Here is a 25,137-nt window from a genome sequence, read left to right as displayed (position 1 = left end):
ATTCCCGGACGGATTCGAGAAGCCTGCATGTGCACCTTCGTCACCCTGTTCCTGCCCACCTCGTTTGCGCACGTTGAAGCCGCCGCGATCATGGAGCGCAGCGGCCGGCGCTTGTTCGCCCAGGCATCGCCCAGCCTCCAGGCGGCGGTCGGGCCCAGCTGCCAGCCGTGGCTGAGTGCCGCGCACTGCGATTGCGGCACGGCCCTGGGGGCGGCGCGGGCCGAGCCGGCATGGAAGGGCGATGCGGAGCGCTGGCGGAAGAAAGGCTGGAGCGAGGCGAAGATCGCCCGCGCCCTGGCCGAGCAGTTGGCGCATTTCCAGCAGGAGCGGCAGGCACGCCGGAGCGAAGGCCTGGGCGATGCCGGCCAGTGGCTGCAACGCATCGACGCGCTGCTGCAGGCCGGTGCGGCGCGTATCGGCCTGCTGGTGCGTGACTACGATGGCGCGGTGGGTGCCCGGCAGCCGAAGCCACCGGAATGTCGCTGGGTACGTGCGCAGCTGACAGCCGCGGATCTGCTGGGGTTCGAGCCTGGCACGTTGCATTGGATCGAACGCGGGTGACGCCGCCATCCACGCATGGCATGGATCTACTGTAGAGCCGAGCCCATGCTCGGCTGCGGTCAGTCGTCCACGTCGATGAACGCGTAGTCGCCGTCGATCAGCTGCTGCAGGTACGCATCGAAGCTGGGCGCGATCACCGCGTAGCTGTCCGGGTCATGCAGGTAGCGCACCACCTGGCCCACGCAGCCACCCGGCGCGGGATCGAAATCCAGGTACAGCATCGAGGTGCCGCCGTTGTTCATGCAGTGCGAGAAACACAGGCGACGGTTCATCGGCAGGTCGGCATCGATGCCATCGCCGAGGATTTCCGGCTCGTCATCCAGCCATTCCTCGTAGATCGAGCGGATGCTGTCGTCCCACTGCTGCTGGTCTTCGAAGATCTGTGCGACTGAGCGCAGGTAGTACGGATAGCCGCCGTCTTCCACGTCCGAGCCGAGCATCAGTACACAGACCTCGCCACCGGGGTACTCGCGGAAGTGGGTGCCATCCACGCGCGACAGCAGTACCACCAGGCTGTCCGGCACCTGTGGCCATTGCGCGCGCAGGCGCTGCAGGTCGTCGGCGCTGGCGCCCCGGACATGGGCCCACTGGGGGGCGTCATCGGCAGCCAGGCGTGGGATCAGTCCGGACAGAAAGCGATCAGCAAGGTTCATGCGGAAAAAAGGGACGGAGGGGATTAAGTCGTATCCAACCACACCTGCGTCACGTCGCCAATGCAGAATGCGACGTGGGAGGGGTGAATACGGCTTAATCCCCTCCGTCCCCTTTTTTGCGGAGCAGGCGCATGAATCGTTGGCGATGCGGTGTGGCGGTGATGCTGGGGCTGGCGGCGATGCCGGCGTGGGCGGCGATGAAGACGCAGCCGGTGGAATGGAAGCACCAGGGTACGACCTTCAGTGGTGTGCTGGTCTATGACGATGGCGAGCACGACAAGCGCCCGGGCCTGGTGATGGTGCCGAACTGGAAAGGCGTGAACGAATCGGCGGTCGAGAAGGCCAAGCAGCTGGCCGGCGATGACTATGTGGTGCTGGTGGCCGATGTCTACGGCAAGGGCGTGCGGCCGAAGACCGATGCCGAGGCCGGCCCGGTGGCGACCAAGCTGCGCAACGACCGGCCCCTGCTGCGCGCACGTGCGTTGGAGGCAGTGAACGTGCTCAAGGCACAGGCCGGCAAGGTGCCGCTGGATGCCAGCCGGATCGGTGCGGTGGGCTTCTGCTTCGGGGGCACCACGGTGCTGGAGCTGGCCCGTGCCGGTGCGCCGCTGGCCGGCGTGGTCAGCCTGCATGGTGGGCTGGGTTCGCCGCTGCCGGCGCAGGCCGGTGGCAGCCATCCTTCAGTGCTGGTGCTCAACGGTGCTGACGACAAGAGCGTGACCGCCGAGGACATCGCCGGTTTCCAGAAGGAAATGAACGCGGCCAGGGTCGATTGGGAGTTCACCAACTACAGCGGCGCGGTGCACTGCTTCGCCGAGCGCGATGCCAACAGCCCGCCGGGCTGCCAGTACAACGAACGGGCGGCAAAGCGGGCGTGGAAGGCGCTGGATGAGTTCTTCGAGGAACGTTTCGAGAAACGCTGATCCGTGCAGCGGTAGTGCCGGCCGCTGGCCGGCAACCTCATGATGCTGTGGATTTCATCGGAAATGCCGGCCAGCGGCCGGCACTACCGAATGCGGTCAATGCGAGCGCTGCACCGCGTAACGGGCCAGGCCGCGCAGGGCGGCAACCGCATCGTTGTCGGCCAGGCCATCGAGCGCGCGCTCGGCGGCTTCGGCGTATTCCTCGGCACGGCGACGACTGTATTCCAGGCCGCCGGTAGCGCGGATCGCGGCCAGCACTTCCGGCATCGCCGAGGCATCGCCGTCCTGCACGATGGCGCGCAGGCGCTCGCGGGTGGCGTCATCGGAGTGGGCCATGGCGTGGATCAGCGGCAGCGTCGCCTTGCCCTCGGCCAGGTCATCACCGAGGTTCTTGCCCAGTTCCTCGGCGTTGGCCGAGTAGTCCAGCACGTCGTCGGCGATCTGGAACGCGTAGCCCAGGTGCATGCCGTAGTCGAACAGGGCCTGCTGGGTCGCTTCGTCCACACCGCTGGCCAGCGCACCCAGGCGGGTGCCGGCGGCGAACAGCACCGCGGTCTTGCGCTCGATCACGCGCAGGTAGGCGGTTTCGTCGGTATCCGGATTGTGCACGTGCAGCAGCTGCAGCACTTCACCCTCGGCAATGCGGTTGGTGGCATCGGCCAGGATCTGCATCACCGGCATGCGCTCCAGTTCAACCATCAGCTGGAAGCTGCGCGAATACAGGAAGTCACCGACCAGCACGCTCGGCGCGTTGCCCCACAGTGCGTTGGCGGTGCTGCGGCCGCGGCGCAGGTTGGATTCGTCCACCACGTCGTCATGCAGCAGGGTGGAGGTGTGGATGAACTCGATGATCGCCGCCAGCTGGTGGTGGTCCGGGCCGGCGTGGCCGACCGCGTGGCCGGCCAGCATCACCAGCATCGGGCGCAGGCGTTTGCCACCGGCGGAAATGATGTGGTCGGCGATCTGGTTGATCAGCACGACGTCCGAGGACAGGCGGCGCCGGATCAGGGCGTCGACGGCGGCCATGTCGGCCGCGGCAAGCGACTGGATCTGGGGCAGGCCCAGGAAGGGACGGGTGTCTTCGGTGATGGTCATGCGATCAGGCTTTCAGGCTCACCGCCGATTATAGGCGCTACCCGTGAATTCGGGCGCAAACCGCGACGGGCGGCACCTTCGCCCGGGTCCGGCCGGCTGCCTGCGTGAATACGTATGCAGGTTGCGCCATGCCATGGAGGCCACCGCTAAGCTTGCCGGAACAGGATTTCGGCCCGCTTCCGGCGGGTCACGCATGCCCGGAGGGGGGCTGTCGATGTCGCACTATCCATGGTGGCGCGGAGCCGTCATCTACCAGATCTACCCGCGCAGCTACCTCGATGCCAACGGCGATGGGGTCGGCGACCTGCCAGGCATCATCGAGCGCCTGGACCACATCGCCACGCTGGGCGTGGACGCGATCTGGATCTCGCCGTTCTTCAAGTCGCCGATGGCCGATTTCGGCTATGACATCGCCGACTACCGCGACGTCGATCCGCTGTTCGGCAGCCTGGACGACTTTGATCGCCTGCTGGCCAAGGCCCATGGCCTGGGCCTGAAGGTGATGATCGACCAGGTGCTGAGCCACACCTCGATCGAGCACGCCTGGTTCCGCGAGAGTCGCCAGGACCGCAGCAATCCCAAGGCGGACTGGTACGTATGGGCCGACCCGCGCGAGGACGGCACGCCGCCCAACAACTGGCTGTCGCTGTTCGGCGGCGGTGCCTGGCAGTGGGAGCCGCGCCGCGAGCAGTACTACCTGCACAACTTCCTGGTCGACCAGCCGGACCTGAACTTCCATCACCCGGACGTGCAGCAGGCGACCCTGGACAACGTGCGCTTCTGGCTGGATCGCGGCGTGGATGGCTTCCGCCTGGACGCCATCAACTTCTGCTTCCACGACGCGCAGCTACGCGACAACCCGCCCAAGCCGGCTGACAAGCGGGTGGGGCGCGGCTTCAGCCCGGACAACCCCTACGCCTACCAGTATCACTACTACAACAATACCCAGCCGGAGAACCTGCCGTTCCTGGAGCGCCTGCGCGCGCTGCTGGACGCGTACCCGGGGGCGGTCAGTCTCGGCGAGATCTCCTCGGAGGACTCGCTGGCCACCACCGCCGAGTACACCCGCGACGGCCGCCTGCACATGGGTTACAGCTTCGAGCTGCTGGTGGACGACTACAGCGCGGCCTACATCCGCGACACGGTCTCGCGCCTGGAAGCGGCGATGACCGAAGGCTGGCCGTGCTGGGCGGTTTCGAATCACGACGTGGAACGGGCGGTCAGCCGCTGGGGCGGCCATCCGGCCGACCCGCGCCTGGCGCGGATGCTGGTGGCGATGCTGTGCTCGCTGCGTGGCTCGGTCTGCCTGTACCAGGGCGAGGAGCTGGGCCTGGCCGAGGCCGAGGTGCCGTACGAGGCCCTGCAGGACCCCTACGGCATCACCTTCTGGCCGAACTTCAAGGGCCGTGACGGCTGCCGTACCCCGCTACCATGGACCGATGCGCCGCTGGCCGGTTTCACTTCTGGTAAGCCTTGGCTGCCGATCCCGGCCGAGCACCGGGCCGCGGCGGTGGCGGTGCAGGAGCGCGATCCGCACTCGGTGTTGGCGGCGTTCCGGGCCTTCCTGGCCTGGCGGCGTGGCCAGCCGGCGCTCCTGCACGGCAGCCTCCGATTCATCGAAAGTGCCGAGCCAGTGCTGCTGTTCGAGCGTATGCTTGCAGATGAAACCCTCCTGCTGGCCTTCAACCTGTCGGCCGAGGCGGTGAGCCATCCGCTGCCGCCGGGCCACTGGCAGCAGGTGGCGGTGCCGGGCCCGGATGCGGGCACGGTGCAGGGCAATGAACTCCAGCTGCCGCCGCGTGCGGTGTATTGCGCCCGACGCAGCTGACCGTTTTCTCCGGTGGCGGTACTTGCGGGGACGGGGCCGAAGCGCCCCGTCCCTTTTTTGTGGGCCGCCGGTGGCGACGACTTTCCAACTTCTGGCATGGCGCCGGGCAGGGCAGGCGGAAACACTGATGGCCCTCCCAGCACGGCGGAACTCCGATGCGTATCTTCACTTCCCTGGTGCGCCTGTTGGCGCTGGCTGTGGCGCTGTCTGTCGCCCACCCTGTCTGCGCAACGCCCATCGTGATCGTGGGCCCTGCGCTGGAGGATGCCTTTGAGGGCTCTGATGTGGTGCCCGGCCTGAAGCGGTTGCTCGGACCGGAATACGGCGCGTTCCGGCGCAACTTCGATGAGTCGGCGGTACCGGTGCCGCTGAAAGAGGGAGGGTTGCTGCTTGATGGGTGGCGGTTGGGGTTCCCCGGGCATCATGCTGCGGCGGTCGTGGTCTACCCCGATGGCACCCTGCACGCGGCGTACTACAACGCTGAAGACCGCGCAGTGCGTTACTTCTCGACCTCCGGTGAGCTTCAACAGCGCGTGCTGCTGATCTGGGCGAAGCGATTTGAGCTGTCTCCTGGTCATTCGCGTTCCACCGAGCGTTCGCTGGAAGAGCGCGCCCCTGCATCGATCCTGGCATTGCCAGGCGTGGAAGAGCAGGCCGCCATGCGGTCGGTGGCAGCCGCGATCTGGTCTGCCGAACTGGCATCAGGTTGGAACATGAACACCGAGGTGGGGCACGTTCTCGGTGAGGCAACCAAACACATCATGGACTGCTCTGCTGCTTTCAGCCTCGTGCCGAAGCCGGTGGGATGGGTACCTGGCTGGTCCTATGTCGCCCAGATGTCAGTCCAGATCGTTGCTTATGTCACGGGTGTCTCCGGGCATCGGGTCTATCGCTCCTGCGTCATCACCGCCGCCAGTCGCCAGCGTTCGTTCATCGAATTGGCATCGGGTGAGTTCTGAGCAGGGACCGGTTCTGCCATGTGGGAACTGCTGGGCCAGATCATTTCCGTTGCGCTGAACCCTGCTGGCCACGCCCTTGGCCGATCCAGTGGGTGGATCCTGCTGGCGCTGATACTGGTCATCGCGATCAGCTGCGCCGCGCTGGTCACCTGCGAAGCAGGATGAGCCGGTTCCGCATCCATCCACGGCAGCGCCGATGCAAAAGAAAACCCGCTGCCTGCGCAGCGGGTTTCCGGTCCTGCTCCCCTTGTGTTGCCGGCCAGCGGCCGGCACTACCGAATCAGGGTTGCCGGCCAGCGGCCGGCACTACCGAATCAGGGTTGCCGGCCAGCGGCCGGCACTACCTTGGCCAGGTCAGAACTTGTAGTTCACGCCCAGCATGTAGGTGCGGCCCCACTCGATGTACTCCAGCGGGCGGTCCTTGCTGCCGGCGTAGGTGCGGTACGGTTCGTTGGTCAGGTTGCTGCCCTGCAGCAGCAGGGTCAGGCCACGCAGGGCGCTGCTGTCGCTGAAGGTATAGCTCACCTGCGCATCGGTCACGTTCTCGCCCACCACGTAGCGCAGGGTGCGGTTGCCGTTGAAGTTGCCGATTTCACCGATGAAGTCCGAACGGCGGCGCTGGCTCACGCGTGCTTCAAAGCCACTGCGCTCGTAGTAGGCGGTGAAGTTGTAGACACGCTTGGACAGGCCCGGCAGGCTGATCGGATCGGTGCCCACGCTGGACGCACTCTCCGGATCCAGAATGGTGATGTCGCTCTTGTTGAAGGTCGCGCTGGCCTGCACGCCGAAGCCGCGCAGGCTGTCGGTCAGCATGTCCAGCGGGAACGACGCGGTCAGTTCCAGGCCCTTCAACGTGCCTCCCTTGCCATTCTGCGGGGTCGAGAACGTGCCGACGGTCTGTACCGGCGCGGTCATGCCCGGCGGCGGTACATAGTTGCCGAGCAGCCCACTGAAGTCGTAGTTGTCCACCGACTGGGTGTAGACGTAGCTCTTCAGGTCCTTGTAGAAAATCGCCGCGGCCACGTAGGCCTTCTCGCCGAAGTACTTCTCGTAGGACAGGTCCAGTGCGGTGGCACGCCAGGGGTCCAGCAGCGGATTACCGCCACTGCCGCCGGGGCGGCCATTGTTGGTATCCACGCCGAACTCCAGGCCGGCGCGCATCTGGTCCACGCGCGGGCGTGCCACCTGCTTGGCAGCGGCGAAGCGCAGCGTCTGCTGGTGCGGGAACATGAACACCAGGTTCAAGCTCGGCAGCCAATCCTTGTAGGTCCTCCCTGCGGAGAACGGCTGGATGTTGCTGCCCGCTGGCTGCGAGCTGTCCCAGTAGCGTGAATCCGAGCTCTGGTCGGTGTGCTGCATCTGCACGCCAACGTTGCCGCGCACCCCGACCACGCCGATATCGGCATTGATGTTCAGGCGCGCCCACGCAGTGGTGATCTTCTCCTCGACCGTCCACGACTTGGGAATCAGGTAGTCCAGATTGTCGACCGGGTTGAAGGTCATGTAGCGCTCCACCGCAGCCGGCACATTCCACGACGGGATATAGCCGATGCCGGCGAAGCCGAGATTGACCGGGCGATACTGCAGGTCCGGGGCGATGGTGGATTCGCCTTGTGCACCGAGCAGGATGTTGCCTTCGGCCTGGGCCTTCTGCTTGCGACGGTCGGCATAGTTCACGCCCACGTCCACATCGGAGAACCAGCTGGACATGGCTTCGGGAACCGGCAGCGTCGCCGCCAGCTTGGCGCCCTTCAGGCGGTCCTCTACCTCCGGCACCTTGCCGTAGCCGGAACCATAGATGGTGTTGGTCAGGAACAGGCTCTCCGGGTTGGAGTAGTCCCGGCCCGGCCTGATCTGCGAGAAACCATCGCTGTTCACGACGACACCGATCGTGTCGAACTGCGGGCGCGGCACCAGCTGCAGGTTGTTCTCCAGGTTGATCTCGCGGCGGGTGGCCTTGGAGTAGTTCAGGTCGGCAACCAGCTTCACGCCACCCACGTTGAACTCGTTGTTCCAGCCGAACGCATCGATCTTGTCCTTGCGCTTGTTGTACATGCCGCGCACCAGCGGATACGCATTGTTGATCGTGCCGCCGGTGAAGCTGCCATCGGCGTTGCGGCCGACATTGCTGAACACCGGCAGGATCGCATTGGGGTTGTTGCTGTCCTCGCCGTTGCCGCTGAGGCTCAGCTCGAACTGGTTGGCGGTATCGATCTGCTCGGCTTCGGTGTGGAACGCGTCGAAGGTGCTGGTCCAGCTGTTGTTCGGCCGGAACTGGATGGTGGCCATCACGCCATCGCGCTTGTTGTTGCCGGTGCGGCGCAGCGCCTTGATGCCATCGGTGAAGTAGGTGCCCGGCGCGATTCCGCGACGCTCGCCCTTGTCGGTGTGCTCGGTGGTCCACGGCTCGTACAGGCCGACCTGGTTTTCCTGGATCGGCATGTCGCTGTGCGCGTAGCCGATGGCGATGCCCAGGGTCCTGTCCAGGAACTGGTCGATGTAGCTGGCGCTGAAGCGGTTGCCGTACGGATCGACGTTGGCGGCGCGGCCCAGCGAGCTCTTCTGGTAGCGGCCACTGACCGCGATCACGCGTTCGCCGAAGCTGAGCGGGCGTGCGGTCTGCATGTCGATGGTGCCCGACAGGCCCTGGCCGACCAGTGCGGCATCCGGGGTCTTGTACACGGTCACGCCGTTGACCAGTTCGGACGGGTACTGGTCGAACTCGACGCCGCGGTTGTCGCCGGTGCTGACCACTTCACGGCCGTTGAGCAGGGTTGTGGCGAAGTCCGGCGACAGGCCGCGCACGCTGATCACCTGCGCACGACCGGCCACGCGCTGCGCGGCCAGGCCGGGCAGGCGCGAAATGGATTCGGCGATGCTGACATCGGGCAGCTTGCCGATGTCTTCGGCGGAGATCGCTTCGACCACCGAGGTGGCGTCCTGCTTGACCGCGATCGCGCTCTCGATGCCGCGGCGGATGCCGGTGACCTGCACCGTATCCAGGTTGGTGGCGGCGGTGGCGGCCGGCGTGGTGGTGCTCTGCGTGGACTGTGCCGACGCCAGCGTCGGCGCCAGCACAACGGCCAGCGCGAGACTCAGCGCACTGCGCTTGTGGTTCAACATTTTCCCCTCCCAGGCAATGTTGCAGATCGATTCGTGAACGTCCCGGAGTGACCGTGGACGTGCGAAGCGGTGGCCGCTGTCGTCGCCGCTATGGTAGGCAGCGCGTTCTTCGCGGGAATCACCCTGCATACGTATTCAATGGCGTTTGCGGGGGTGTAATCGCTTTCAGACAGTACTTGCGGTAGTGCCGGCCGCTGGCTGGCAATCACGTTCACCGGGTTGCCGGCCAGCGGCCGGCACTACCGGGGCATTCAAAGCGGAGTGAAGCGGATGGCCTGCCCCCCCCCCGGTGCCAGCACCAGCGTCAGTGCATCGGCGCTGGTCACCTCGCGGGTTTCGCGCACGAACGCGAACGGATGGGCGCGGAAGTCGGCGCCCTCGCCATCGCGGTAGATCTCGGCGCGATAGCGCACGCCTGGCTCGAGGAATCCCAGCGACACCGACAGCACGCGGCCGTGTTCATCCGTGATGCTGCCGAGGAACCAGTCGCGGCTGTTGCGGTCGCGGCGCACGATCGTCACGTAGTCGCCCACTTCGCCATCGAGCACGCGGCTCTGCTCCCAGTCCACCGCCACGTCTTCGATGAAGCGGAACGCCTCGCGGTGCTGCAGGTAGTGCTCGGGCAGGTCGGCGGCCATCTGGATCGGGCTGTACAGCACCACGTACAGCGCCAGCTGCCGCGCCAGCGTGCTGGGAATGGCCTGGCCGTGGCGGCCCTTCAGGCTGAGGATGCCGGGGGTGTAGTCCATCGGCCCGGCCAGCATGCGGGTGAACACCAGGTTGACCTCATGCTCGGGCGGGTTCGGTGGCTGGCCCCAGGCGTTGTACTCCATGCCGCGCGCGCCTTCGCGCGAGATCCAGTTCGGGTAGGTGCGGCGCAGGCCGGTGTCCTTGATCGGCTCATGCGGGTTCACCGACAGGTGCCGGCGCGCGGCCTCCTGTACCACCTTCAAGTGGTGGCGGGCCATGAACTGCCCGTCGTGCCACTCGCGCCACAGCGGGCCGCCGCTCGGATCGCGGCGGTCAACCTGGCCGTCATCGCAGACGTAACCGGTCTTGAACTGGTCCACGCCCAGCCGCGCATACAGGTCCAGCGCGGCGCTCAGCTGGTCTTCGTAGTGCTCGATGGCGCAGCCGGTTTCGTGGTGGCCGAGCAGGTGCACGCCCTTCTTCAGGCCGTAGGCCGAGAGCGCCTCGATATCGAAGTCCGGCGTGGCACGGGTGAAGTCGAAGTCGTAACCGTTGCCAACCCAGTTGCCATCCCAGCCGGGATTCCAGCCTTCCACCAGCACGCCGCGGAAGCCATGCGCAGCAGCGAAGTCGATCACCTTCTTCGTTTTCGCGGTGGTGGCCGCGTGCTTCGGGCCGCTCGCCCAGCTCTCGTTGTCCAGGTGCATCGACCACCACACGCCCAGGTACTTGGCCGGCTTTACCCAGCTCACATCGCCCAGCGCATTGGGTTCATTGAGGTTGAGGATCAGGTCCGATTCGACCAGCCCGCCGGCACGGTCGGCGATCTGCAGCGTGCGCCACGGCGTGGCAAAGGGCAGGGCGCGGCGCACCTTCCAACCCTCGGCCGAGGGCGAAAGCTGCGCGCGCAGGCGCTGGCCCTCGGTGCGGCGCAGCCACATGCCGGCGTAGTCCACCAGCGCCGCCTCATGGATCGCCACGTGCAGGCCATCGCGGCTGCGCAGGGTCATCGGCGTATGCACCAGCGGCACCTCACGCAGCGGCGTGCGCTGGTACAGGTATTCGTAGTGGATCGGCTCGCCGGCGGGAATCCACCAGGCGGTCGATTCCGGCGCAATGGCGAACTCGGTCAGCTCGTCATCGATGATCGCCTGGTGAAGGTTCGGCTGCTCGGGGAACACGTAGCGGAAGCCCAGGCCATCGTCGTAGACGCGGAACACCACATCCAGCCGGCGCCTGCTGCCGGTGGTCTCGGCCAGCTGCACGGTCAGCTCGTTGAAGTGGTTGCGGGTGACCCGGCGTTCGCCCCAGGGTTGTTCCCAGCTGTCATCGACGCTGCGCCGCTGCTGGCCGAGTACGGTGAAATCACGGTCCAGGCGGCCGTCGCGCAGGGCGAAGCCGAGCTTCGAATCCTCCACCACGGTCTCGCCGAAACGCTCGACGCGGTAGCGGGCGGTGCCGCCGTCCAGTACCAGGCTGGCCTTGAGCACCTTGCCCGGCGATTCGACACTGACGACCTGCGGCGCGGCCTGCGCCAACGCGGCCATTGCCAGCAACGCCAGGCCGAACACGAGCGCGAGCATGGGCCGTACAGCAGTGGGTGACATCGGCATTTCCCCTCCCAAGGCGCCGTTGGCAGACCCGGACCATAAGCCAGTGCGACAGGTGCGCTACCGCACGACGCCATGAATACGTATGCAGCCGGACGCAGCCGACAGCCCCGCGTCTACCATGGGGCCCAGGCACCTTGAGGGAGGCGCCGTGCCCGCCCGTCGGCAACGATGGTGCGGACCTACAACGCGTGCAGAGAGGGAGGGAGGCCGACGGGCGCAAGCCGGTCCGCCGCTTCGATGCTGAAGATCATTTGCCTGACCGCTGCCCTGGGGGCAGCGCTGGGTTCGACCGCGCAGGCGGCCGACCTGCAATTCCACGGCCGCCAGGCGCGCGCCGAAGCCGCTGCCGGCGGCAGCTTCGTGCTGCATGCGCCGAAGGGCGCAGTGCAGATCGCAGCCGCACCGATGCGCAGCCAGACCGGCAGCGTGATGTTCGATGCGCTGTTCGCGCTGGCCCAGCAGGAGATGGACCAGGATCGCGTGGATGCGATCCGCGATCCTGCATTCGACGAGGGCCGACCGGTACCGTGCGAATGCTTCCAGACCGGTGCGCGCTGGCCCTATGTGTGGACCCGCGATGTCAGCTTCGCCGCCGACCTGGCACTGGCACGGCTGGACCCGAAGCGCACCCGGCAATCGCTGCAATTCAAGCTGTCGGCCGCGCGCGATGGGCATACGCCCGGCCTGTTCGTCGCGCAGGACACCGGGTCCGGCGGCAGCTGGCCGATCAGCAGCGACCGCGTGGTGTGGTTCCTGGCTGCACGTCATCTGCTGGACGATCCCGCGTTTGCCGACCAGGTCTGGCAGGCGCTGCAGAGCACGCTGGCGCAGGACCGTGCGATGGTGTTCGACGCGCAGATGGGCCTGTACCGCGGCGAGACCTCGTTCCTCGATTGGCGCGAGCAGACCTATCCGGACTGGACGCGCGAGGACGTACGCTTCATTGGTGATTCGTACGCACTGTCCACCAACGTGCTGCACTACCAGGCGCTGCGCCTGGCCGAACGCCTGGCCGGCCAGCGGGGCGATGCCCGCGCGGCGGATTACAGGGCATGGGCCGATGCGCTGGCAGGGCAGATCGATGCGCGCTTCTGGCGCAAGGATATCGGCCAGTACATGAGCTACATCGGCGAAGCCGCGCACCCGGTGCCGTACGCCAAGGTCGATCTGCTCGGCCTGTCGCTCGGCATCCTCGCCGACGTGTTGCCGGCCGAACGCGCGCGCCGCGCGCTGGCGACGTACCCGATGGGGCCGGCCGGCAGCCCGGTGGTCTGGCCGCAGGAAGCGCAGCAGCCGATCTATCACAACCGCGCGATCTGGCCATTCGTCAGCGCCTACTCGCTGCGTGCCGCGCGCCAGCTGGACGATGCGCCGCGCATTGCCGCCGAGATCCGTTCGCTGATGCAGGGCGCGGCGCTGGCCGGTTCCAACATGGAGAACTACGAACTGGTCAGCCAGGCCGTGCATGTCGATGAAGGCAAGCTCAGTGGGCCGGTGGTCAACTCCGAGCGCCAGCTGTGGTCGGTGGCCGGGTATCTGTCGATGGTGATCGAGGGCGTGTTCGGCGTGCAGGACGATGGCCGCATGCAACCCAAGCTGCCGGCGGTACTGGTGCCGGAGTTGTTCGGCACGCAGCGTCGCATCAGCCTGGAAGCCGGCGCCAAGCGCTACGTGCTGGAGCGCCCGGCGTCGCTGGGCGATGGCCTGCTGGTAGCCAGCAGCACGCAGACCCACGGCAACACGACCACGGTGCAGCTGGTGGCCGCACCGGCCGCGGCGGGAGGCCGCGGCATGACCGCCGATGCCAATGCCCGTGCGCCGGCCACGCCGCCTGCACCGCAGGCCACGCGCGCTGGCGCCGGCTGGACCGTGCCGGTGGCGGCCGATCAGCGGCTTTGGAAGGACGGCAAGCAGGTCGCCGCCAGCAATGGCCAGGTGCACGTCAGCGACGAAGGCCTGCAACATTGCCTCAGCCTGACCCGGCGCGAGGGCGCATTGGAATCACTGCACGGCCCGACGGTCTGCGTCGGTCCGCAGCAGCTGTTGGAGGGCGAGCAGCGCTGGCAGTTCACTTCGGCCAACGCCGGGCAGGTGCGCCTGCGCCTGCAGTACAGCAACCCGAACGGGCCGATCAACACCGGCGTCACCGCGGCGGTGAAGCAGCTGGTGCTGCAGTGCCCGGGCCAGCCTATGCAGAAACAGACGGTCACGATGCCGCACAGCGTGGGCGTACAGGATTCGACCTCGGCTACGTTCACGGTACCCAAGGGGCAGTGCATGGTCACGCTTGAAGAGGGCTTCAACATGAGCGCGCTGCAGCACTTCGCGCACTACACCGGGGGCAAGGGCGGCCGCGAGGGCGTGCTCAACCAGGCCCAGGTGCAGGTGCTGAAGGTCGCCCAGGTGGCAACGGAAGAGGAAGCACGATGAACCGTCCTGCCAAGCCGCAGCTGTCGTTCTGGCAGATCTGGAACATGTGTTTCGGCTTCCTCGGCATCCAGTTCGGGTTCGCCCTGCAGAACGCCAATGCCAGCCGCATCTTCGAGACCCTGGGCGCGGACATGGACGCAGTACCAGGGCTGTGGATCGCAGCGCCGCTGACCGGCCTGCTGGTGCAGCCGGTGGTTGGCTACCTGTCCGACCGCACCTGGACGCGCTGGGGCCGCCGCCGTCCGTTCTTCATGATCGGTGCGGTGCTGACCACGCTGGCGCTGCTGGTGATGCCGAACTCGCCCACGCTGTGGATCGCCGCCGGCACATTGTGGGTGCTGGACGCTTCGATCAACGTATCGATGGAGCCGTTCCGCGCCTTCGTCGGTGACCAGCTGGCACCGCGGCAGCGGCCGGCGGGTTACGCGATGCAGAGTTTCTTCATCGGCGTCGGCGCCATTGTCGCCAGCTTCCTGCCGTTCATCCTGGCCCACTTCGGCGTGGCCAATACGGCCGTCGCTGGTGAAGTGCCGGATACGGTGCGCTATGCGTTCTACTTCGGCGCAGTGGTGCTGCTGGCGGCGATCACCTGGACGGTGCTCAGCACCCGCGAGTATTCCCCGGCGGAACTGGCCGGCTTCGAGGATGCCGAGCCACCGGCGCACCATGCCGGCACCGCAGTCATCGGGCCCGCATCGTGGGGCCAGGTGGCCCTGTGGCTGGGAATCGGCGTGCTGCTGGCGCTGCTGATTGCCTGGCGCCAGGGCGACAAGATGCTGTACGTGCTGGCCGGCCTGTGCGCCGGCTACGGCCTGCTGCTGGCACTGGCGCGCGCGTTGCCGGGCACGCACATGCTGGCGGCCATCGTCGGCGACCTGCGCGCGATGCCGGTGACCATGCGTCGGCTGGCGTGGGTGCAGTTCTTCTCGTGGTTCGCGTTGTTTGCGATGTGGATCTACACCACCGCCGCGGTGGCCGGTACCCACTTCGGTTCGACCGATCCGCAGTCGGTGGCCTACAACGAAGGCGCCAACTGGGTGGGCGTGCTGTTTGGTGCCTACAACGGTTTCGCCGCGCTGGCTGCGGTACTGATCCCGCCGATGGTGCGGATGATCGGCCTGCGCTGGAGCCACCTGGTCAATCTGTGGCTGGGCGGTGCCGGGCTGGTCTCGCTGATGTTCATCCGCGATCCACACTGGCTGCTGCTGTCGATGGTCGGCGTCGGCTTCGCCTGGGCATCGATCCTGTCGCTGCCCTATGCGTTGCTGTCCGACAGTGTGCCCGCGTCGAAGATGGGCGTGTACATGGGCATCTTCAATTTCTTCATCGTGATCCCGCAGCTGGTCGCGGCCAGTGCGCTCGGCTTTGCCCTGCGTACCTGGCTGGGTGGCCAGCCAATGCATGTGCTGGTGCTGGGTGGCTGCAGCCTGTTCGTCGCCGGCCTGTGCGTGCTGCGGGTCCCGTCCCGTCCGGAGGTGGTGTGATGCGTGGTGCGCTGTCTGTTGCTGTTTCCCTGGTGCTGCTGGCCGGCCATGCGGCGGCTGCGCCGCGCCCGGATTACGTGGGTACCACCGAGCCGTTCGCCAGCGATGCGGTGTACTTCGTGGTCACCGACCGTTTCGTCAACGGCGACCCGTCCAACGATCATCGCGACCAGGGCGGCACGCATCGTACCTTCGATATCCCGGTGCCGTGCCCGGACAAGGTGGACGGCAACATCGGCTATCTCGGCGGTGATTTCCGCGGCGTGCTCGACAATGCGCAGTACATCCGCAATCTTGGCTTCGGCGCAGTGTGGATCACGCCGATCGTCGACAACCCCGATGAAGCCTTCACCGGCAGCAAGCCGATCAGCTGCACCAGCACGCTGACCGACCGTGGCAAGACCGGCTACCACGGCTACTGGGGCATCAACTTCTACAAACTTGATGAGCACCTCCCCAGCAAGGACCTGGACTTCGCAGGGTTGACCAGGGGACTGCACGGCGCAGGCTTGAAAGTGGTGCTGGACATCGTCGGCAACCATGGCTCGCCGGCCTGGACCATGCCGACGCGGCAGCCGCAGTTCGGCCAGATCTTCGACAAGGACGGAAAGCTGATCGCCGACCACCAGAACCTGCCGCCGCAGAAGCTGGACCCGAAGCACAATCCGCTGCATGCGTTCTACAACAGCATCGGCCCGGTCGACAGCAAGGACGGTTCGATCTTCGATGGCAATCTCGCCGAGCTGTCCGACTTCAACCAGGACAACCCGGCAGTGATGGACTACCTGGTGGGCGCCTACCTGCAGTGGACCGCGCAGGGCGTGGACGCGCTGCGCATCGACACCATCGGCTGGCTGCCGCATCCGTGGTGGCATGCCTTCGTCAAGCGCATCCGCGCCGAGCATCCTGGCATGTTCATGTTCGGCGAAGCGTTCGATTACGATGCCGCGCGCATTGCCGAGCACACCTGGCCGGCCAACGCCAACGTCAGCGTGCTGGACTTCCCGCTCCGCGGTGCCCTGGAACAGACCTTTGGCACCGCAGGAAAGGGCTTTGAGACGCTGGCCGAGCCGCTGCACCTGAGCGGCGGGCCGTACGCCAACCCGTACGAGCTGATGAGTTTCTACGACAACCACGACATGCCGCGCCTGCAGGCCAGCGACAACGGCTTCATCGACGCGCACAACTGGCTGTTCACCGCACGCGGCATCCCGGTGGTCTATTACGGTTCGGAAACCGGCTTCATGCGTGGCCGCGCCGAGCACGCCGGCAACCGTGCCTACTTTGGCCAGCCGCGCGTGGATGCCGCGCCGCAGAGCCCGATCTTCGCGCCGCTGCAGCGCATCGCCCGACTGCGTGAGGCCACCCCGGCCCTGCAGCGCGGCCTGCAGGTCAACGAGCGCCTGCAAGACGACGAGGCGGTGTTCTTCCGCGTGCTGCAGCACGGCGACGTGGCGCAGACCGCGCTGGTGCTGCTGAACAAGGGCGACCGGGCCAAGGCCTTCAGGGTGACGCGCTTCGTTCAGGCCGGTCGCTGGCGCGATGCGCTGGACGGCGGCGAGCTGAAGGTGAAGGAGGCGCTGACGGCGGAAGTGCCGGCGCACGGGGTGAAGGTCTATGTGCTGGAGGCTGCCGTACAGCAGCCGGCGCTGCAGGCCGAGCTGGACAAGGCGATGGCCGACCAGCAGGCACGGGACCAGCGGCTGGGGCGGTAGTGCCGGCCGGCTGGCCGACCCCCGGATTCCTGGCGCCTGCCTACCGCTCTGGTGGGCGCCAACCTTGGTTGGCACGCTTCTCGAGCAGTCGAGCAAGCTCGACTCTACAATAGCCCCCTCCCGCAGCCTGCCGTACCGCCATGACCGACCTCGCCCCGCAGACCCCGATCGAAACCCTGCTGAAGGCGGCGATGGACGGGGCGGTGCCGATCCGCGCTTTCATGGAGGCCTTCGTCGCCTCCGAGGTGGTGCTGTTGACCGGCAGCCTGGTCACCCCCGACGGCAGCGGCTTCGACCCGCTGCTGTTCGACAAGCAGGGCACCCTGCACGTAGCCGTTTTCACCGATCCGTCGCGGGTCGGCATCTACAGCCAGCAGGCACCGCACCAGATCCGCTGGCTGATGCTGGACGTGCTGCACCGCGTGCCGGGTGGCTACGGCGTGGTGATCAACCCTGGTACCACGCTCGGCTTCGAGATTTCGCCCAGCGGCGTGGGCGAGATCCTGAAGGATTTCGCGCAGGGCTGAACCGCCGCCGCGCATTCTGTAGAGTCGAGCCATGCTCGACTGCATTTCGCGAAATACCGAACGCTTCCCCATCAAGGCATGGCCATGGAATTCAGGGTATTACCCGCCGGGGCACCGGAACGGCAGCAGTTGGCGCAGTGGTATCACGCGCAATGGGGCCGCGACGCCGGCCTGTCTCTGGAACAGGAACTGCAACGGCTCAACCCAGTGCAGGATGCCGACGGCTTCCCGCATCTGATCGCCGCCTTCGATGGCGGCCAGTTGGTCGGCGCAGTGCAGCTCAAACGCCGCGAGATGCAGGCCTTCCCGCAGTACGAGCACTGGCTGGGGAGTGTGTTCGTGGCCGAAAGCCATCGTGGTCGCGGGTTGGCCAGCGGTTTGGTTGAACAGGCTGTGACGCAGGCCGCGCAGATGGGGGTTTGCGAGCTGTACCTGCAGACCGAGGCCCTGGATGGTGGCCTGTATTCGCGGCTGGGTTGGATGCCCCTGCAGGAAGCCGACAACCGCAACTATCGCGTACTGGTGATGGTGCGCACGCTGTCTTCATGAGCGCGCACGCGACGCGCCATTCCAGGTCCGCACTGATCTTCCTGGTCACGGCCATCGTTGCTGCGCTGGTGTCCATGCCCCTGCTGCGCGCAGTGGGCATGGTGCTATGGCCGGTGTTCGTCATTGCCTGGTTGATCAACCTGGGCGCGGCCTGGCATCTGGCGCAATGGGCGCGCCAGCAGGGGCGCTCGGCCTGGGCGTTCGGCTTGCCGGCGGCGCTCGGCACGGTCGCCTCAATCGTGGTCTTCGTGGTGCTGGCGGTGCTGGGGCCCAAGTCTCAGGTGCGCTGAACCTTCGCGGCTGTCGTGGACAGCATGCCGAGCATGGCTCGGCACTAGAGTTTCCACGCGGAGCGCCGGCACGGGGGCCGGCGCTCGATCACCTCACAACGTCACCTTGCGCCGGTTGTCACTGCTCACCCGGTCGATCAGCTTGTTGTACGGGTCGAAGCCCGCCTCATCCGGCTTCCCGTCCACGGTCACGGTGATTTTCGGCGCGGCGCCGGTGATGTGGTGGCGCTGCAGGTACAGCACTTTCTGGTCGCGTTCCTTGCCCGAAGGCCCGTTGGCGAACACGCCGATCTCGACCCAGTCATCCATCGTGCCGTCGCTTTCCTTGCCCCTGCCATCGGCGTACTGCTTGGCCGCGTGCAGGTCCAGGGTCACGTCGTAGCGACCGTCATCGCGCTTGCGCGCGCTGGCGGCCATCACCCGGTTGTCGTAGAAACTGATCTTCTCGAACAGGTCGGTGACGAGCTGCTGGCGATCGGCCGGGGTCTCTGCACGAATGTAGCCCAGCAGTTCGCGCGAGGTGGTGTAGGGCGGCTGCTGGAACCCCTTGTCCTGCAGGAAACGCTTCAACGCGCGGTTCAGCGCCTGCTCGCCGATTTCCTCGCGCAGCCGGTAGAACACCAGCGAACCCTTCTGGTAATGGATGTACTGCTGGTTCTCCACGCGCTCCAGCGGCTGCTCTTCGATGGCTTCGCCACCACGCCCGGACAGGTAGCCATCCAGTTCGCGCTTGAGGAACTGGCGCATGTGCTGGCGGCCGTACTCCTGCTCCATCACCATCAGCGCCGAGTACTGCGACAGCGATTCGGAAAGGACCGTTGCGCCCTGCACGTTGGCACCGATCACCTGGTGCGCCCACCACTGGTGGGCGATCTCGTGCGCGGTGACGTAGAACACGTAGTCCACCTTGTCCGGATCACGCAGGTCGGCGATGAAGCCGATGGCCTCGGAGTAGGGGATGGTGTTGGCGAACGACTGCGCGAAGCGGGCATAGCCCGGGAACTCGATGATGCGTACCTGGCGGTGCTGGTAGGGCGTGAAGTTGGCCTCGTAGTAGGCCAGCGATTTCTGCACCGCTTCGATCATCCGGTCCACGTTGTAGCCGTGCGCCGGGTCGAAGTAGACCTCCACCGGGATGTCCTTGTACGTTGCCTTGCGCACCTCCCAGCGTGCCGACAGGTAGGCATAGAAGTTCAGCATCGGACGGTCCATGGCATAGCTGAAGCAGCGCCGGCCGTTCACTGAGGTCTCATGCTTCAGGTAGCCCGGCGCCAGCGCGATCTGGTCCGGCGCGGTGCAGACCGTGGTGCGGAAGTCGAGCCAGTCGGCATCATTGGAGATGTAGGTGTTGGCACGCGCGGCTTGGTCCTCCAGCCTGGGCATGCGCCGCGGTTCGCCGAGGTCGCGTTTGCGGCGCTCGTTGCGATCGCTGATCTCGGCCCCTTCGTTGTAACCGAACGAGGGCAGTACGCGGCTGTTGAAGAAGGTGCCGTTGTCGACGATGTTGCTCGGCGCCTGGCCGGCAGTGATGCCGTTGGGCTTCTGCACCACCCGGAAGTGAACGCTGCGGGCCTCACCCGGTTGCAGTGGCGTGGCCAGACGGTAGATGCGGTAGCCAAGATCGGCGTCGTGCATCGACAAGGTCTGCCCACCCAGGTCAACCGCGACCAGCTGCTTGTCATCGCCCATCGAGACATGCACGTCCTGGATCGGCACGGCATGCGTGTTGCGCACCGTCCAGTTCGCATCGATCACCATCGACTGCGATTCCGGGAACAGGTCCACGCGGTTGTCCACCGCCACGATGCGCGGCTGCGGCAGGTTCCGGTACTTCGACAGTTCACGCTCATAGCGCGCCTGCAGATCCAGCTGCTGGTCGGGCGATATGAATTCGTTGCGGATGTTGGTGCTCCAGTACAGCCAGCCGCCCACGCCGATGAAGGCCAGCGCCGCCAGCCCGGCAAGCGCGCCGGTGGGGCCGCGCAGGCGACGACCGGCCAAGGCCAGGCGCTGATGCAGGCCCTGGCTGACGCCGCGCACCCAGACCGCAGAGGCCAGGCACATCAGGGTCAGCAGGAACAGTGCCCAGTAGCCCTGGAACGCCAGCTGGCCGGTCAGGAAGTGGCCGTAGCCATTCATGTCCGAATAAGGGGCGATCGGCCAGCTGCCGAAGTTGTAGATGTTCTGCGTGTAGTCGAGCATGCCCAGCACGCCCTGGCCGATCATCACCACGATCAGCAGCGCGTAGCCGACGAACTTGTTGTTGGTCAGTACCTGGAGCACCAGCGCCAGGCCTCCCATCAGGATGTAGACCACCGAATCCAGCGCCAGGCTGCGCAGGTACAGCAATGGCTCCAGATGGGTGTAGCCCTTGGCCAGCTGCACGCCCATCGCGGCCAGTGCGCCGGCTGCCTGGAAGCAGATGATCACCGCCAGCAGCGCAGTGAACTTGGCCAGCAGCGGCACCCAGTTCGGCACCGGCATGGCATCGGTCACTTCGTTGATGCGCGCACTGCGTTCCTTCCAGACCAGTTCGCCGGCGAAGAACAGCACGATGATCACCAGCAGCCAGCTGAAGGCACCCTGCAGGCCCATGATCATCTGCGAGGTGACCGGCCAGATCGAGGTGCCGTACAGGGTTTGCCGGAACAGCGCACTGGGCAGGAAGTTGGCCAGGCCCAGCACCAGCAGCACGATGAACGGCACGCTGCGCAGCACGCCGCCCGTGTCGAAACGCACCTGGCGCAGGAACTGCTGCCAGGCCGTGGTCGCGGTGAATGCCGGAACCACGCGTGGCAGGTCCGCGCGGGCGGGACGGACCGCGACGGCATCCGCAGCGGGCAGGGTAGGCTTGCGGCCCCATCGACGGCGGCCGCTGCCGCTGCGCTCGCTGCGGAACAGGGCAAAGGTGGCGGCAAACAGCAGCGCGGCCACGCCCAGCCACAGCGCGCGGTTGGCCAGCAGGTAGCCAGCCAGTTCCGGAATGCCGCTGTTGCGTTCAGCGGTGGACCAGTAGCGGATGGTGCGGCCCAGCGCGCGCATGCCCAACGGCTCGCTCAGCACCGCGATCCACGTATTGTCGATGTCTCGCAGCAGGGCGGCGCTGGCGCCGAACAGCACCAGGTAGGCGACCAGGCCGATGTACACCCACAGGATCGAGCGGGTCAGTGCCGCCAGCAGTGAAAGCAGTGCGGTGGTGAACAGCAGGTTGGGAATGACGATGACCGCGAAGGTCCAGGCATAGCCCCGCCAGCTGATCGGCCCCATGCGCTCGGGATCGACCCAGGGCATGAACGGTGCCAGCCACAGGCCGAACGCGATCACGACGTAGACCAGCAACCCCGCAGCCAGGGCTGCCGCGATGCGGCCGGCCAGGTAGTCGCGACGCTTCACCGGGCTGGCGAAGATCAGTTCGGCGGTGCCGAGTTCGAAGTCACGCAGCAGCGCGTTGCTGACGAACAGGGCGGTGACCAGCATGCCGAGCAGGGTGAAGATGCCCAGCATCTGCGCGATCACCGTCGGCGCATTGCTGTGCACGTTGCCGGTGCCACCCCCTATCTGTACGGCATCGCTGGAGGCGGCGGCGAAGGCGAGCAGGGCGAACAGCCCGGCCAGCAGCCACAGCAGCGGAGAACGCAGCTGCTCGCGCAGCTCGAACCGGAAGAAGTTGAGGATCATGGCGCGCTCCGCTCAGGCCGCCGCGCGGGCACGGGCCTGCAGGCGCAGGCGCTGGAAGTACACGTCCTCGAGGTCGGGCGCCACCGCCGCGAAGCCGTCGCCGGGGTCGTTGGCGCTGTGCACATGGATCACCGGGCGGCCACCCACCAGTCGCGTGGACAGCACCACGTAGCGCGCCTCATGGTCGGCCAGCTCCGAAGGATCGACCTGCTTGCGCCAGACCTGGTGCTGAAGCGCGTCGATCGCTTCGGCCGGGCGCCCGGTCAACAGCACCTGGCCCTTGTTCATGATCGCCATCGTCGGGCACAGGTCAGTCACGTCCTCGACGATGTGGGTGGACAGGATCACCGCCACGTTCTCGCCGATTGCCGCCAGCAGGTTGAGGAATCGGTTACGCTCCTCCGGGTCGAGGCCGGCGGTGGGTTCATCGACGATCACCAGCCGCGGGTCGCCCAGCAGCGCCTGGGCAATGCCGAAGCGCTGGCGCATGCCGCCGGAGAACGTGCCGAGCTTGCGCTTGCGCGCATCCCACAGGTTCACCTGCTGCAGCAGCCCATCGACCACTTCGCGGCGCTGCGCACGCTGGGTCAGCCCCTTGAGTACGGCGAAATGCTCCAGCAGGTCCAGCGCGCTGACCTTTGGATACACGCCAAAATCCTGCGGCAGGTAGCCCAGCCGGCGGCGCACGGCGTCCTTGTCGCGCAGCACGTCGATCGGCGCTTCGCCGGGGATGCTGAGCGTGGCCGTACCACTGTCGGCCTCCTGCAGGGTGGACAGTGTGCGCATCAGCGAGGACTTGCCCGCGCCGTTCGGGCCGAGCAGGCCGAACATGCCGCGCGGGATGTCCAGGCTGACGTTGTTGAGTGCGTGCACGCCGTTGGCGTACGTCTTGGACAGCGAATCGATCTTCAGCATGCGACGTACACCTTTCCCTGGGCGATGTCTGCGCGTTATCCGCGCATCCGCGTCCGTGCGCATCCGCCGTTGGTCATGGGGGGGGAATCCGGCTGTCGCGCGTTGGCAGGGCCAGTGGCCCTTCGCTGCCTACCCGCGCTGCGACGAATCGCGCACCACCAGCTTCACCGGGATGCTCTGGCTGTCCACCGGCTGCCGGCCGATCAGTGCCAGCAGGCGCTCCACCAGCAGCTGGCCGGCCTGCTTGGTGTCCTGCTGCACGGTGGTCAGCGCCGGCGACACCGAAGCCGCCAGCGGAATGTCGTCGAAGCCGGTGACCGCCACGTCCTGCGGCACCCGCAGCCCGGCCTCGCGCAGGGCCCGCATCGCACCGATGGCGATCAGGTCGCTGGCCGCGCAGATCGCGTCGATCGGTTCGCCGCGCGCCAGCAGCGCCTGGCAGGCCTGCTGGCCGGAAGCCTCGGTGGTGATGGCATCGTGCTGCAGCGCTGGCTCGGCGCTCAGGCCGCGCTCCTGCAGCGCCGCCACATGGCCGCGGTAGCGCTCCTGGAATTCGGGGTAATGGCTGGAGGCATGGCCGAGGAAGGCGATCCGGCGGCAGCCCTGCTGCAGCAGGTGGGTGGTGATGTCGTGCCCGCCCTGGAAGTTGTCGCTGCCGATCGACACGCCGGGCTGGCCGGGCAGGGCGGCGCCCCAGCGCACGAAGTGCGTACCCTGTTCGACCAGCCGCTGCAGGCGGTCGCGCGATTCGTGGTAGTCGCCGTAGCCCAGCAGGATGATGCCGTCGGCCTTGTTGCTGTCTTCGTAATCGGCCTGCCAATCGGTGGAGAGCTGCTGGAACGAGACCAACAGGTCCTGCCCGTGCAGGGCGCAGGCGCGGGTGATCGAGCCCAGCATCGAATGGAAGAACGGGTTGATCAGCGAATCGTCGTTGGTCGGGTCCTCGAAGAACAGCAGGGCCAGGGTGCCGGCATTGCGCAGGCGCAGGCTGGAGGCGTTCTTGTCGACCTTGTAGTTCAGCTCGCGGGCGATGCGCAGGATGCGCTCGCGGGTCTCGGCGTTGACCATCGGGCTGCCACGCAGGGCCCGCGACACGGTGGGCTGGGAGACCCCGGCCAGGTGGGCGATGTCCAGGGAGGTGGCTTTGCCTTTGATGATCATGGGGCTCGGAAGGGGCCGGGTGGAAGGTGCCTGGGCATGATGCCATGGGCAGACGCGAATGCCCTTCCCGATGTTCGTCGAGGTGAGGGTAAGTCATTGCCGGACAAGGAAATCAGCCCGAATCTCAGGTGCCGCCGGGGTCTTCCGGCCGGGCGGATGACGGCGGCAATGCTAAGATGCCTCGTTCTCGCATTCCCCCAAATTTCAACAGGGGCGGCCAAGCGTACTGCACCCCCGGCCGGGGCTGTGCTATCACTGGCGGTCTGCCCCTGGACAACGGACGAAGGTACCTATGGCGCGCGGCATCAACAAAGTCATCCTGGTCGGCAATCTCGGCAACGACCCGGACGTGAAGTACACCCAGGGCGGCATGGCGATCACCCGCATCAGCCTGGCCACCACCAGCGTCCGCAAGGACAAGGATGGCAACCAGCAGGAGCGCACCGAGTGGCACCGCGTGGTGTTCTTCGGCAAGCTCGGCGAGATCGCCGGCGAGTACCTGCGCAAGGGCAGCTCGGTCTACGTCGAAGGCAGCCTGCGCTACGACAAGTACACCGGCCAGGACGGCGTGGAGAAGTACTCCACCGATATCATCGCCGATGAAATGCAGATGCTGGGCGGCCGCGGCGAAGGCGGCGGCGGCGGTGGCGGTGGTGGCAACTACGGCGGCGATCGTCCGCAGCGCCAGCAGGCGCCGCGCCAGGAGTACGGCGGCGGTGGCGGTGGCCAGCGTGGCGGCCAGGGCGGTGGCTATGGCAACCAGGGCGGCAACCAGGGCGGCGGCTACGGCAACCAGGGTGGCAACCAGCGCCCGCAGCCGCAGCAGGCGCCGCCGATGGACGACTTCGCTGACGACGATATTCCGTTCTAGAGGATACCTTTTAGTATCTGTTAACAAGGGCTCTTGGCGCATTTGCCAAGGGCCTTTTTTTGTTGTTAACGT

19 protein-coding genes are annotated in these 25,137 nt (G+C 66.5%); 12 read left to right on the top strand and 7 right to left on the bottom strand.

Features of this window, described 5'->3' with window-relative positions:
• Nucleotides 1–27: 27 nt before the first annotated feature.
• Nucleotides 28–561 carry a hypothetical protein gene (locus N5C18_RS02415; protein WP_279943757.1) on the top strand — a complete coding sequence of 178 codons (534 nt, stop codon included), beginning with the start codon at nt 28–30 and terminating at the stop codon, nt 559–561.
• Nucleotides 562–620: 59 nt separating this feature from the next.
• On the opposite strand, the gene N5C18_RS02410 is transcribed toward N5C18_RS02415, so the two are convergent.
• Nucleotides 621–1,214, bottom strand: a complete 594-nt coding sequence (locus N5C18_RS02410) for an SMI1/KNR4 family protein (RefSeq protein ID WP_279943755.1) — start codon at nt 1,212–1,214, stop codon at nt 621–623.
• 131 nt (nt 1,215–1,345) lie between these two features.
• On the opposite strand from N5C18_RS02410, the gene N5C18_RS02405 reads away from it, so the two are divergent.
• Nucleotides 1,346–2,137 carry a dienelactone hydrolase family protein gene (locus N5C18_RS02405; protein WP_053508368.1) on the top strand — a complete coding sequence of 264 codons (792 nt, stop codon included), beginning with the start codon at nt 1,346–1,348 and terminating at the stop codon, nt 2,135–2,137.
• A 96-nt stretch (nt 2,138–2,233) separates the two neighbouring features.
• Here N5C18_RS02405 and N5C18_RS02400 read toward each other — a convergent pair whose 3' ends face one another.
• Nucleotides 2,234–3,232 carry a polyprenyl synthetase family protein gene (locus N5C18_RS02400; protein WP_053508366.1) on the bottom strand — a complete coding sequence of 333 codons (999 nt, stop codon included), beginning with the start codon at nt 3,230–3,232 and terminating at the stop codon, nt 2,234–2,236.
• Nucleotides 3,233–3,446: 214 nt separating this feature from the next.
• Between N5C18_RS02400 and N5C18_RS02395 the strand changes: the two genes are divergently transcribed.
• The 3 genes from N5C18_RS02395 to N5C18_RS02385 all read left to right on the top strand — a co-directional run bounded on the left by N5C18_RS02395 (nt 3,447) and on the right by N5C18_RS02385 (nt 6,184).
• Nucleotides 3,447–5,060: an alpha-glucosidase gene (locus N5C18_RS02395; protein WP_164241586.1), complete on the top strand. Its 1,614-nt coding sequence runs from the start codon at nt 3,447–3,449 to the stop codon at nt 5,058–5,060.
• A gap of 155 nt (nt 5,061–5,215) precedes the next feature.
• Nucleotides 5,216–6,019 (top strand): hypothetical protein, encoded by an 804-nt coding sequence (locus N5C18_RS02390; protein ID WP_279943754.1) that lies wholly within the window; start codon nt 5,216–5,218, stop codon nt 6,017–6,019.
• Between the two features lie 18 nt (nt 6,020–6,037).
• Nucleotides 6,038–6,184 (top strand): hypothetical protein, encoded by a 147-nt coding sequence (locus N5C18_RS02385; RefSeq protein ID WP_006423566.1) that lies wholly within the window; start codon nt 6,038–6,040, stop codon nt 6,182–6,184.
• A 189-nt stretch (nt 6,185–6,373) separates the two neighbouring features.
• On the opposite strand, the gene N5C18_RS02380 is transcribed toward N5C18_RS02385, so the two are convergent.
• Nucleotides 6,374–9,142, bottom strand: a complete 2,769-nt coding sequence (locus N5C18_RS02380) for a TonB-dependent receptor (RefSeq protein ID WP_279943753.1) — start codon at nt 9,140–9,142, stop codon at nt 6,374–6,376.
• A gap of 251 nt (nt 9,143–9,393) precedes the next feature.
• Nucleotides 9,394–11,445, bottom strand: coding sequence for a glycoside hydrolase family 97 protein (locus N5C18_RS02375; protein WP_279943751.1), 2,052 nt, complete (start codon nt 11,443–11,445; stop codon nt 9,394–9,396).
• Nucleotides 11,446–11,682: 237 nt separating this feature from the next.
• Here N5C18_RS02375 and N5C18_RS02370 point away from each other — a divergent pair, with 237 nt between their 5' ends.
• The 6 genes from N5C18_RS02370 to N5C18_RS02345 all read left to right on the top strand — a co-directional run bounded on the left by N5C18_RS02370 (nt 11,683) and on the right by N5C18_RS02345 (nt 18,440).
• On the top strand, nt 11,683–13,875 hold the full coding sequence (locus N5C18_RS02370; protein WP_279943750.1) for a Six-hairpin glycosidase-like protein: 2,193 nt from the start codon (nt 11,683–11,685) through the stop codon (nt 13,873–13,875).
• Nucleotides 13,872–15,359 (top strand): MFS transporter, encoded by a 1,488-nt coding sequence (locus N5C18_RS02365; protein ID WP_053508358.1) that lies wholly within the window; start codon nt 13,872–13,874, stop codon nt 15,357–15,359. Before N5C18_RS02370 ends, N5C18_RS02365 begins: the two co-directional genes overlap by 4 nt.
• Entirely contained in the window at nt 15,359–17,074 is a 1,716-nt protein-coding gene (locus tag N5C18_RS02360) for an alpha-amylase family glycosyl hydrolase (protein ID WP_279943749.1), read from the top strand. Before N5C18_RS02365 ends, N5C18_RS02360 begins: the two co-directional genes overlap by 1 nt.
• Before the next feature lie 140 nt (nt 17,075–17,214).
• Nucleotides 17,215–17,601, top strand: coding sequence for an SseB family protein (locus tag N5C18_RS02355; RefSeq protein ID WP_279943748.1), 387 nt, complete (start codon nt 17,215–17,217; stop codon nt 17,599–17,601).
• A gap of 84 nt (nt 17,602–17,685) precedes the next feature.
• On the top strand, nt 17,686–18,150 hold the full coding sequence (locus N5C18_RS02350; protein WP_053508353.1) for a GNAT family N-acetyltransferase: 465 nt from the start codon (nt 17,686–17,688) through the stop codon (nt 18,148–18,150).
• Complete coding sequence (locus tag N5C18_RS02345; protein WP_279943747.1) at nt 18,147–18,440, top strand: hypothetical protein; 294 nt, start codon at nt 18,147–18,149, stop codon at nt 18,438–18,440. Before N5C18_RS02350 ends, N5C18_RS02345 begins: the two co-directional genes overlap by 4 nt.
• 93 nt (nt 18,441–18,533) lie before the next feature.
• On the opposite strand, the gene N5C18_RS02340 is transcribed toward N5C18_RS02345, so the two are convergent.
• The 3 genes from N5C18_RS02340 to N5C18_RS02330 all read right to left on the bottom strand — a co-directional run bounded on the left by N5C18_RS02340 (nt 18,534) and on the right by N5C18_RS02330 (nt 24,194).
• On the bottom strand, nt 18,534–22,118 hold the full coding sequence (locus tag N5C18_RS02340; RefSeq protein ID WP_279943746.1) for an ABC transporter permease subunit: 3,585 nt from the start codon (nt 22,116–22,118) through the stop codon (nt 18,534–18,536).
• A gap of 12 nt (nt 22,119–22,130) precedes the next feature.
• Nucleotides 22,131–23,033, bottom strand: coding sequence for an ABC transporter ATP-binding protein (locus tag N5C18_RS02335; RefSeq protein WP_049458910.1), 903 nt, complete (start codon nt 23,031–23,033; stop codon nt 22,131–22,133).
• 129 nt (nt 23,034–23,162) lie between these two features.
• Entirely contained in the window at nt 23,163–24,194 is a 1,032-nt protein-coding gene (locus N5C18_RS02330; RefSeq protein WP_053449060.1) for a LacI family DNA-binding transcriptional regulator, read from the bottom strand.
• 292 nt (nt 24,195–24,486) lie between these two features.
• Between N5C18_RS02330 and N5C18_RS02325 the strand changes: the two genes are divergently transcribed.
• On the top strand, nt 24,487–25,065 hold the full coding sequence (locus N5C18_RS02325) for a single-stranded DNA-binding protein (protein ID WP_049430409.1): 579 nt from the start codon (nt 24,487–24,489) through the stop codon (nt 25,063–25,065).
• Nucleotides 25,066–25,137: the final 72 nt, after the last annotated feature.

Origin of the sequence: Stenotrophomonas sp. GD03930, from assembly GCF_029839665.1 — a bacterium.
Lineage (GTDB): Bacteria > Pseudomonadota > Gammaproteobacteria > Xanthomonadales > Xanthomonadaceae > Stenotrophomonas > Stenotrophomonas forensis.
This window is presented reverse-complemented; position numbering and strand designations above follow the sequence as displayed.

What these genes read in the sequence shown, in the direction of transcription:
- N5C18_RS02390 (WP_279943754.1), top strand. Translation starts at nt 5,216, where the DNA reads ATGCGTATCTTCACTTCCCTGGTGCGCCTGTTGGCGCTGGCTGTGGCG.
- N5C18_RS02335 (WP_049458910.1), bottom strand. Translation starts at nt 23,033, where the DNA reads ATGCTGAAGATCGATTCGCTGTCCAAGACGTACGCCAACGGCGTGCAC.
- N5C18_RS02410 (WP_279943755.1), bottom strand. Translation starts at nt 1,214, where the DNA reads ATGAACCTTGCTGATCGCTTTCTGTCCGGACTGATCCCACGCCTGGCT.
- N5C18_RS02380 (WP_279943753.1), bottom strand. Translation starts at nt 9,142, where the DNA reads ATGTTGAACCACAAGCGCAGTGCGCTGAGTCTCGCGCTGGCCGTTGTG.
- N5C18_RS02400 (WP_053508366.1), bottom strand. Translation starts at nt 3,232, where the DNA reads ATGACCATCACCGAAGACACCCGTCCCTTCCTGGGCCTGCCCCAGATC.
- N5C18_RS02345 (WP_279943747.1), top strand. Translation starts at nt 18,147, where the DNA reads ATGAGCGCGCACGCGACGCGCCATTCCAGGTCCGCACTGATCTTCCTG.
- N5C18_RS02350 (WP_053508353.1), top strand. Translation starts at nt 17,686, where the DNA reads ATGGAATTCAGGGTATTACCCGCCGGGGCACCGGAACGGCAGCAGTTG.
- N5C18_RS02375 (WP_279943751.1), bottom strand. Translation starts at nt 11,445, where the DNA reads ATGCCGATGTCACCCACTGCTGTACGGCCCATGCTCGCGCTCGTGTTC.
- N5C18_RS02365 (WP_053508358.1), top strand. Translation starts at nt 13,872, where the DNA reads ATGAACCGTCCTGCCAAGCCGCAGCTGTCGTTCTGGCAGATCTGGAAC.
- N5C18_RS02330 (WP_053449060.1), bottom strand. Translation starts at nt 24,194, where the DNA reads ATGATCATCAAAGGCAAAGCCACCTCCCTGGACATCGCCCACCTGGCC.
- N5C18_RS02385 (WP_006423566.1), top strand. Translation starts at nt 6,038, where the DNA reads ATGTGGGAACTGCTGGGCCAGATCATTTCCGTTGCGCTGAACCCTGCT.
- N5C18_RS02395 (WP_164241586.1), top strand. Translation starts at nt 3,447, where the DNA reads ATGTCGCACTATCCATGGTGGCGCGGAGCCGTCATCTACCAGATCTAC.
- N5C18_RS02360 (WP_279943749.1), top strand. Translation starts at nt 15,359, where the DNA reads ATGCGTGGTGCGCTGTCTGTTGCTGTTTCCCTGGTGCTGCTGGCCGGC.
- N5C18_RS02355 (WP_279943748.1), top strand. Translation starts at nt 17,215, where the DNA reads ATGACCGACCTCGCCCCGCAGACCCCGATCGAAACCCTGCTGAAGGCG.
- N5C18_RS02340 (WP_279943746.1), bottom strand. Translation starts at nt 22,118, where the DNA reads ATGATCCTCAACTTCTTCCGGTTCGAGCTGCGCGAGCAGCTGCGTTCT.
- N5C18_RS02325 (WP_049430409.1), top strand. Translation starts at nt 24,487, where the DNA reads ATGGCGCGCGGCATCAACAAAGTCATCCTGGTCGGCAATCTCGGCAAC.
- N5C18_RS02415 (WP_279943757.1), top strand. Translation starts at nt 28, where the DNA reads ATGTGCACCTTCGTCACCCTGTTCCTGCCCACCTCGTTTGCGCACGTT.
- N5C18_RS02405 (WP_053508368.1), top strand. Translation starts at nt 1,346, where the DNA reads ATGAATCGTTGGCGATGCGGTGTGGCGGTGATGCTGGGGCTGGCGGCG.
- N5C18_RS02370 (WP_279943750.1), top strand. Translation starts at nt 11,683, where the DNA reads ATGCTGAAGATCATTTGCCTGACCGCTGCCCTGGGGGCAGCGCTGGGT.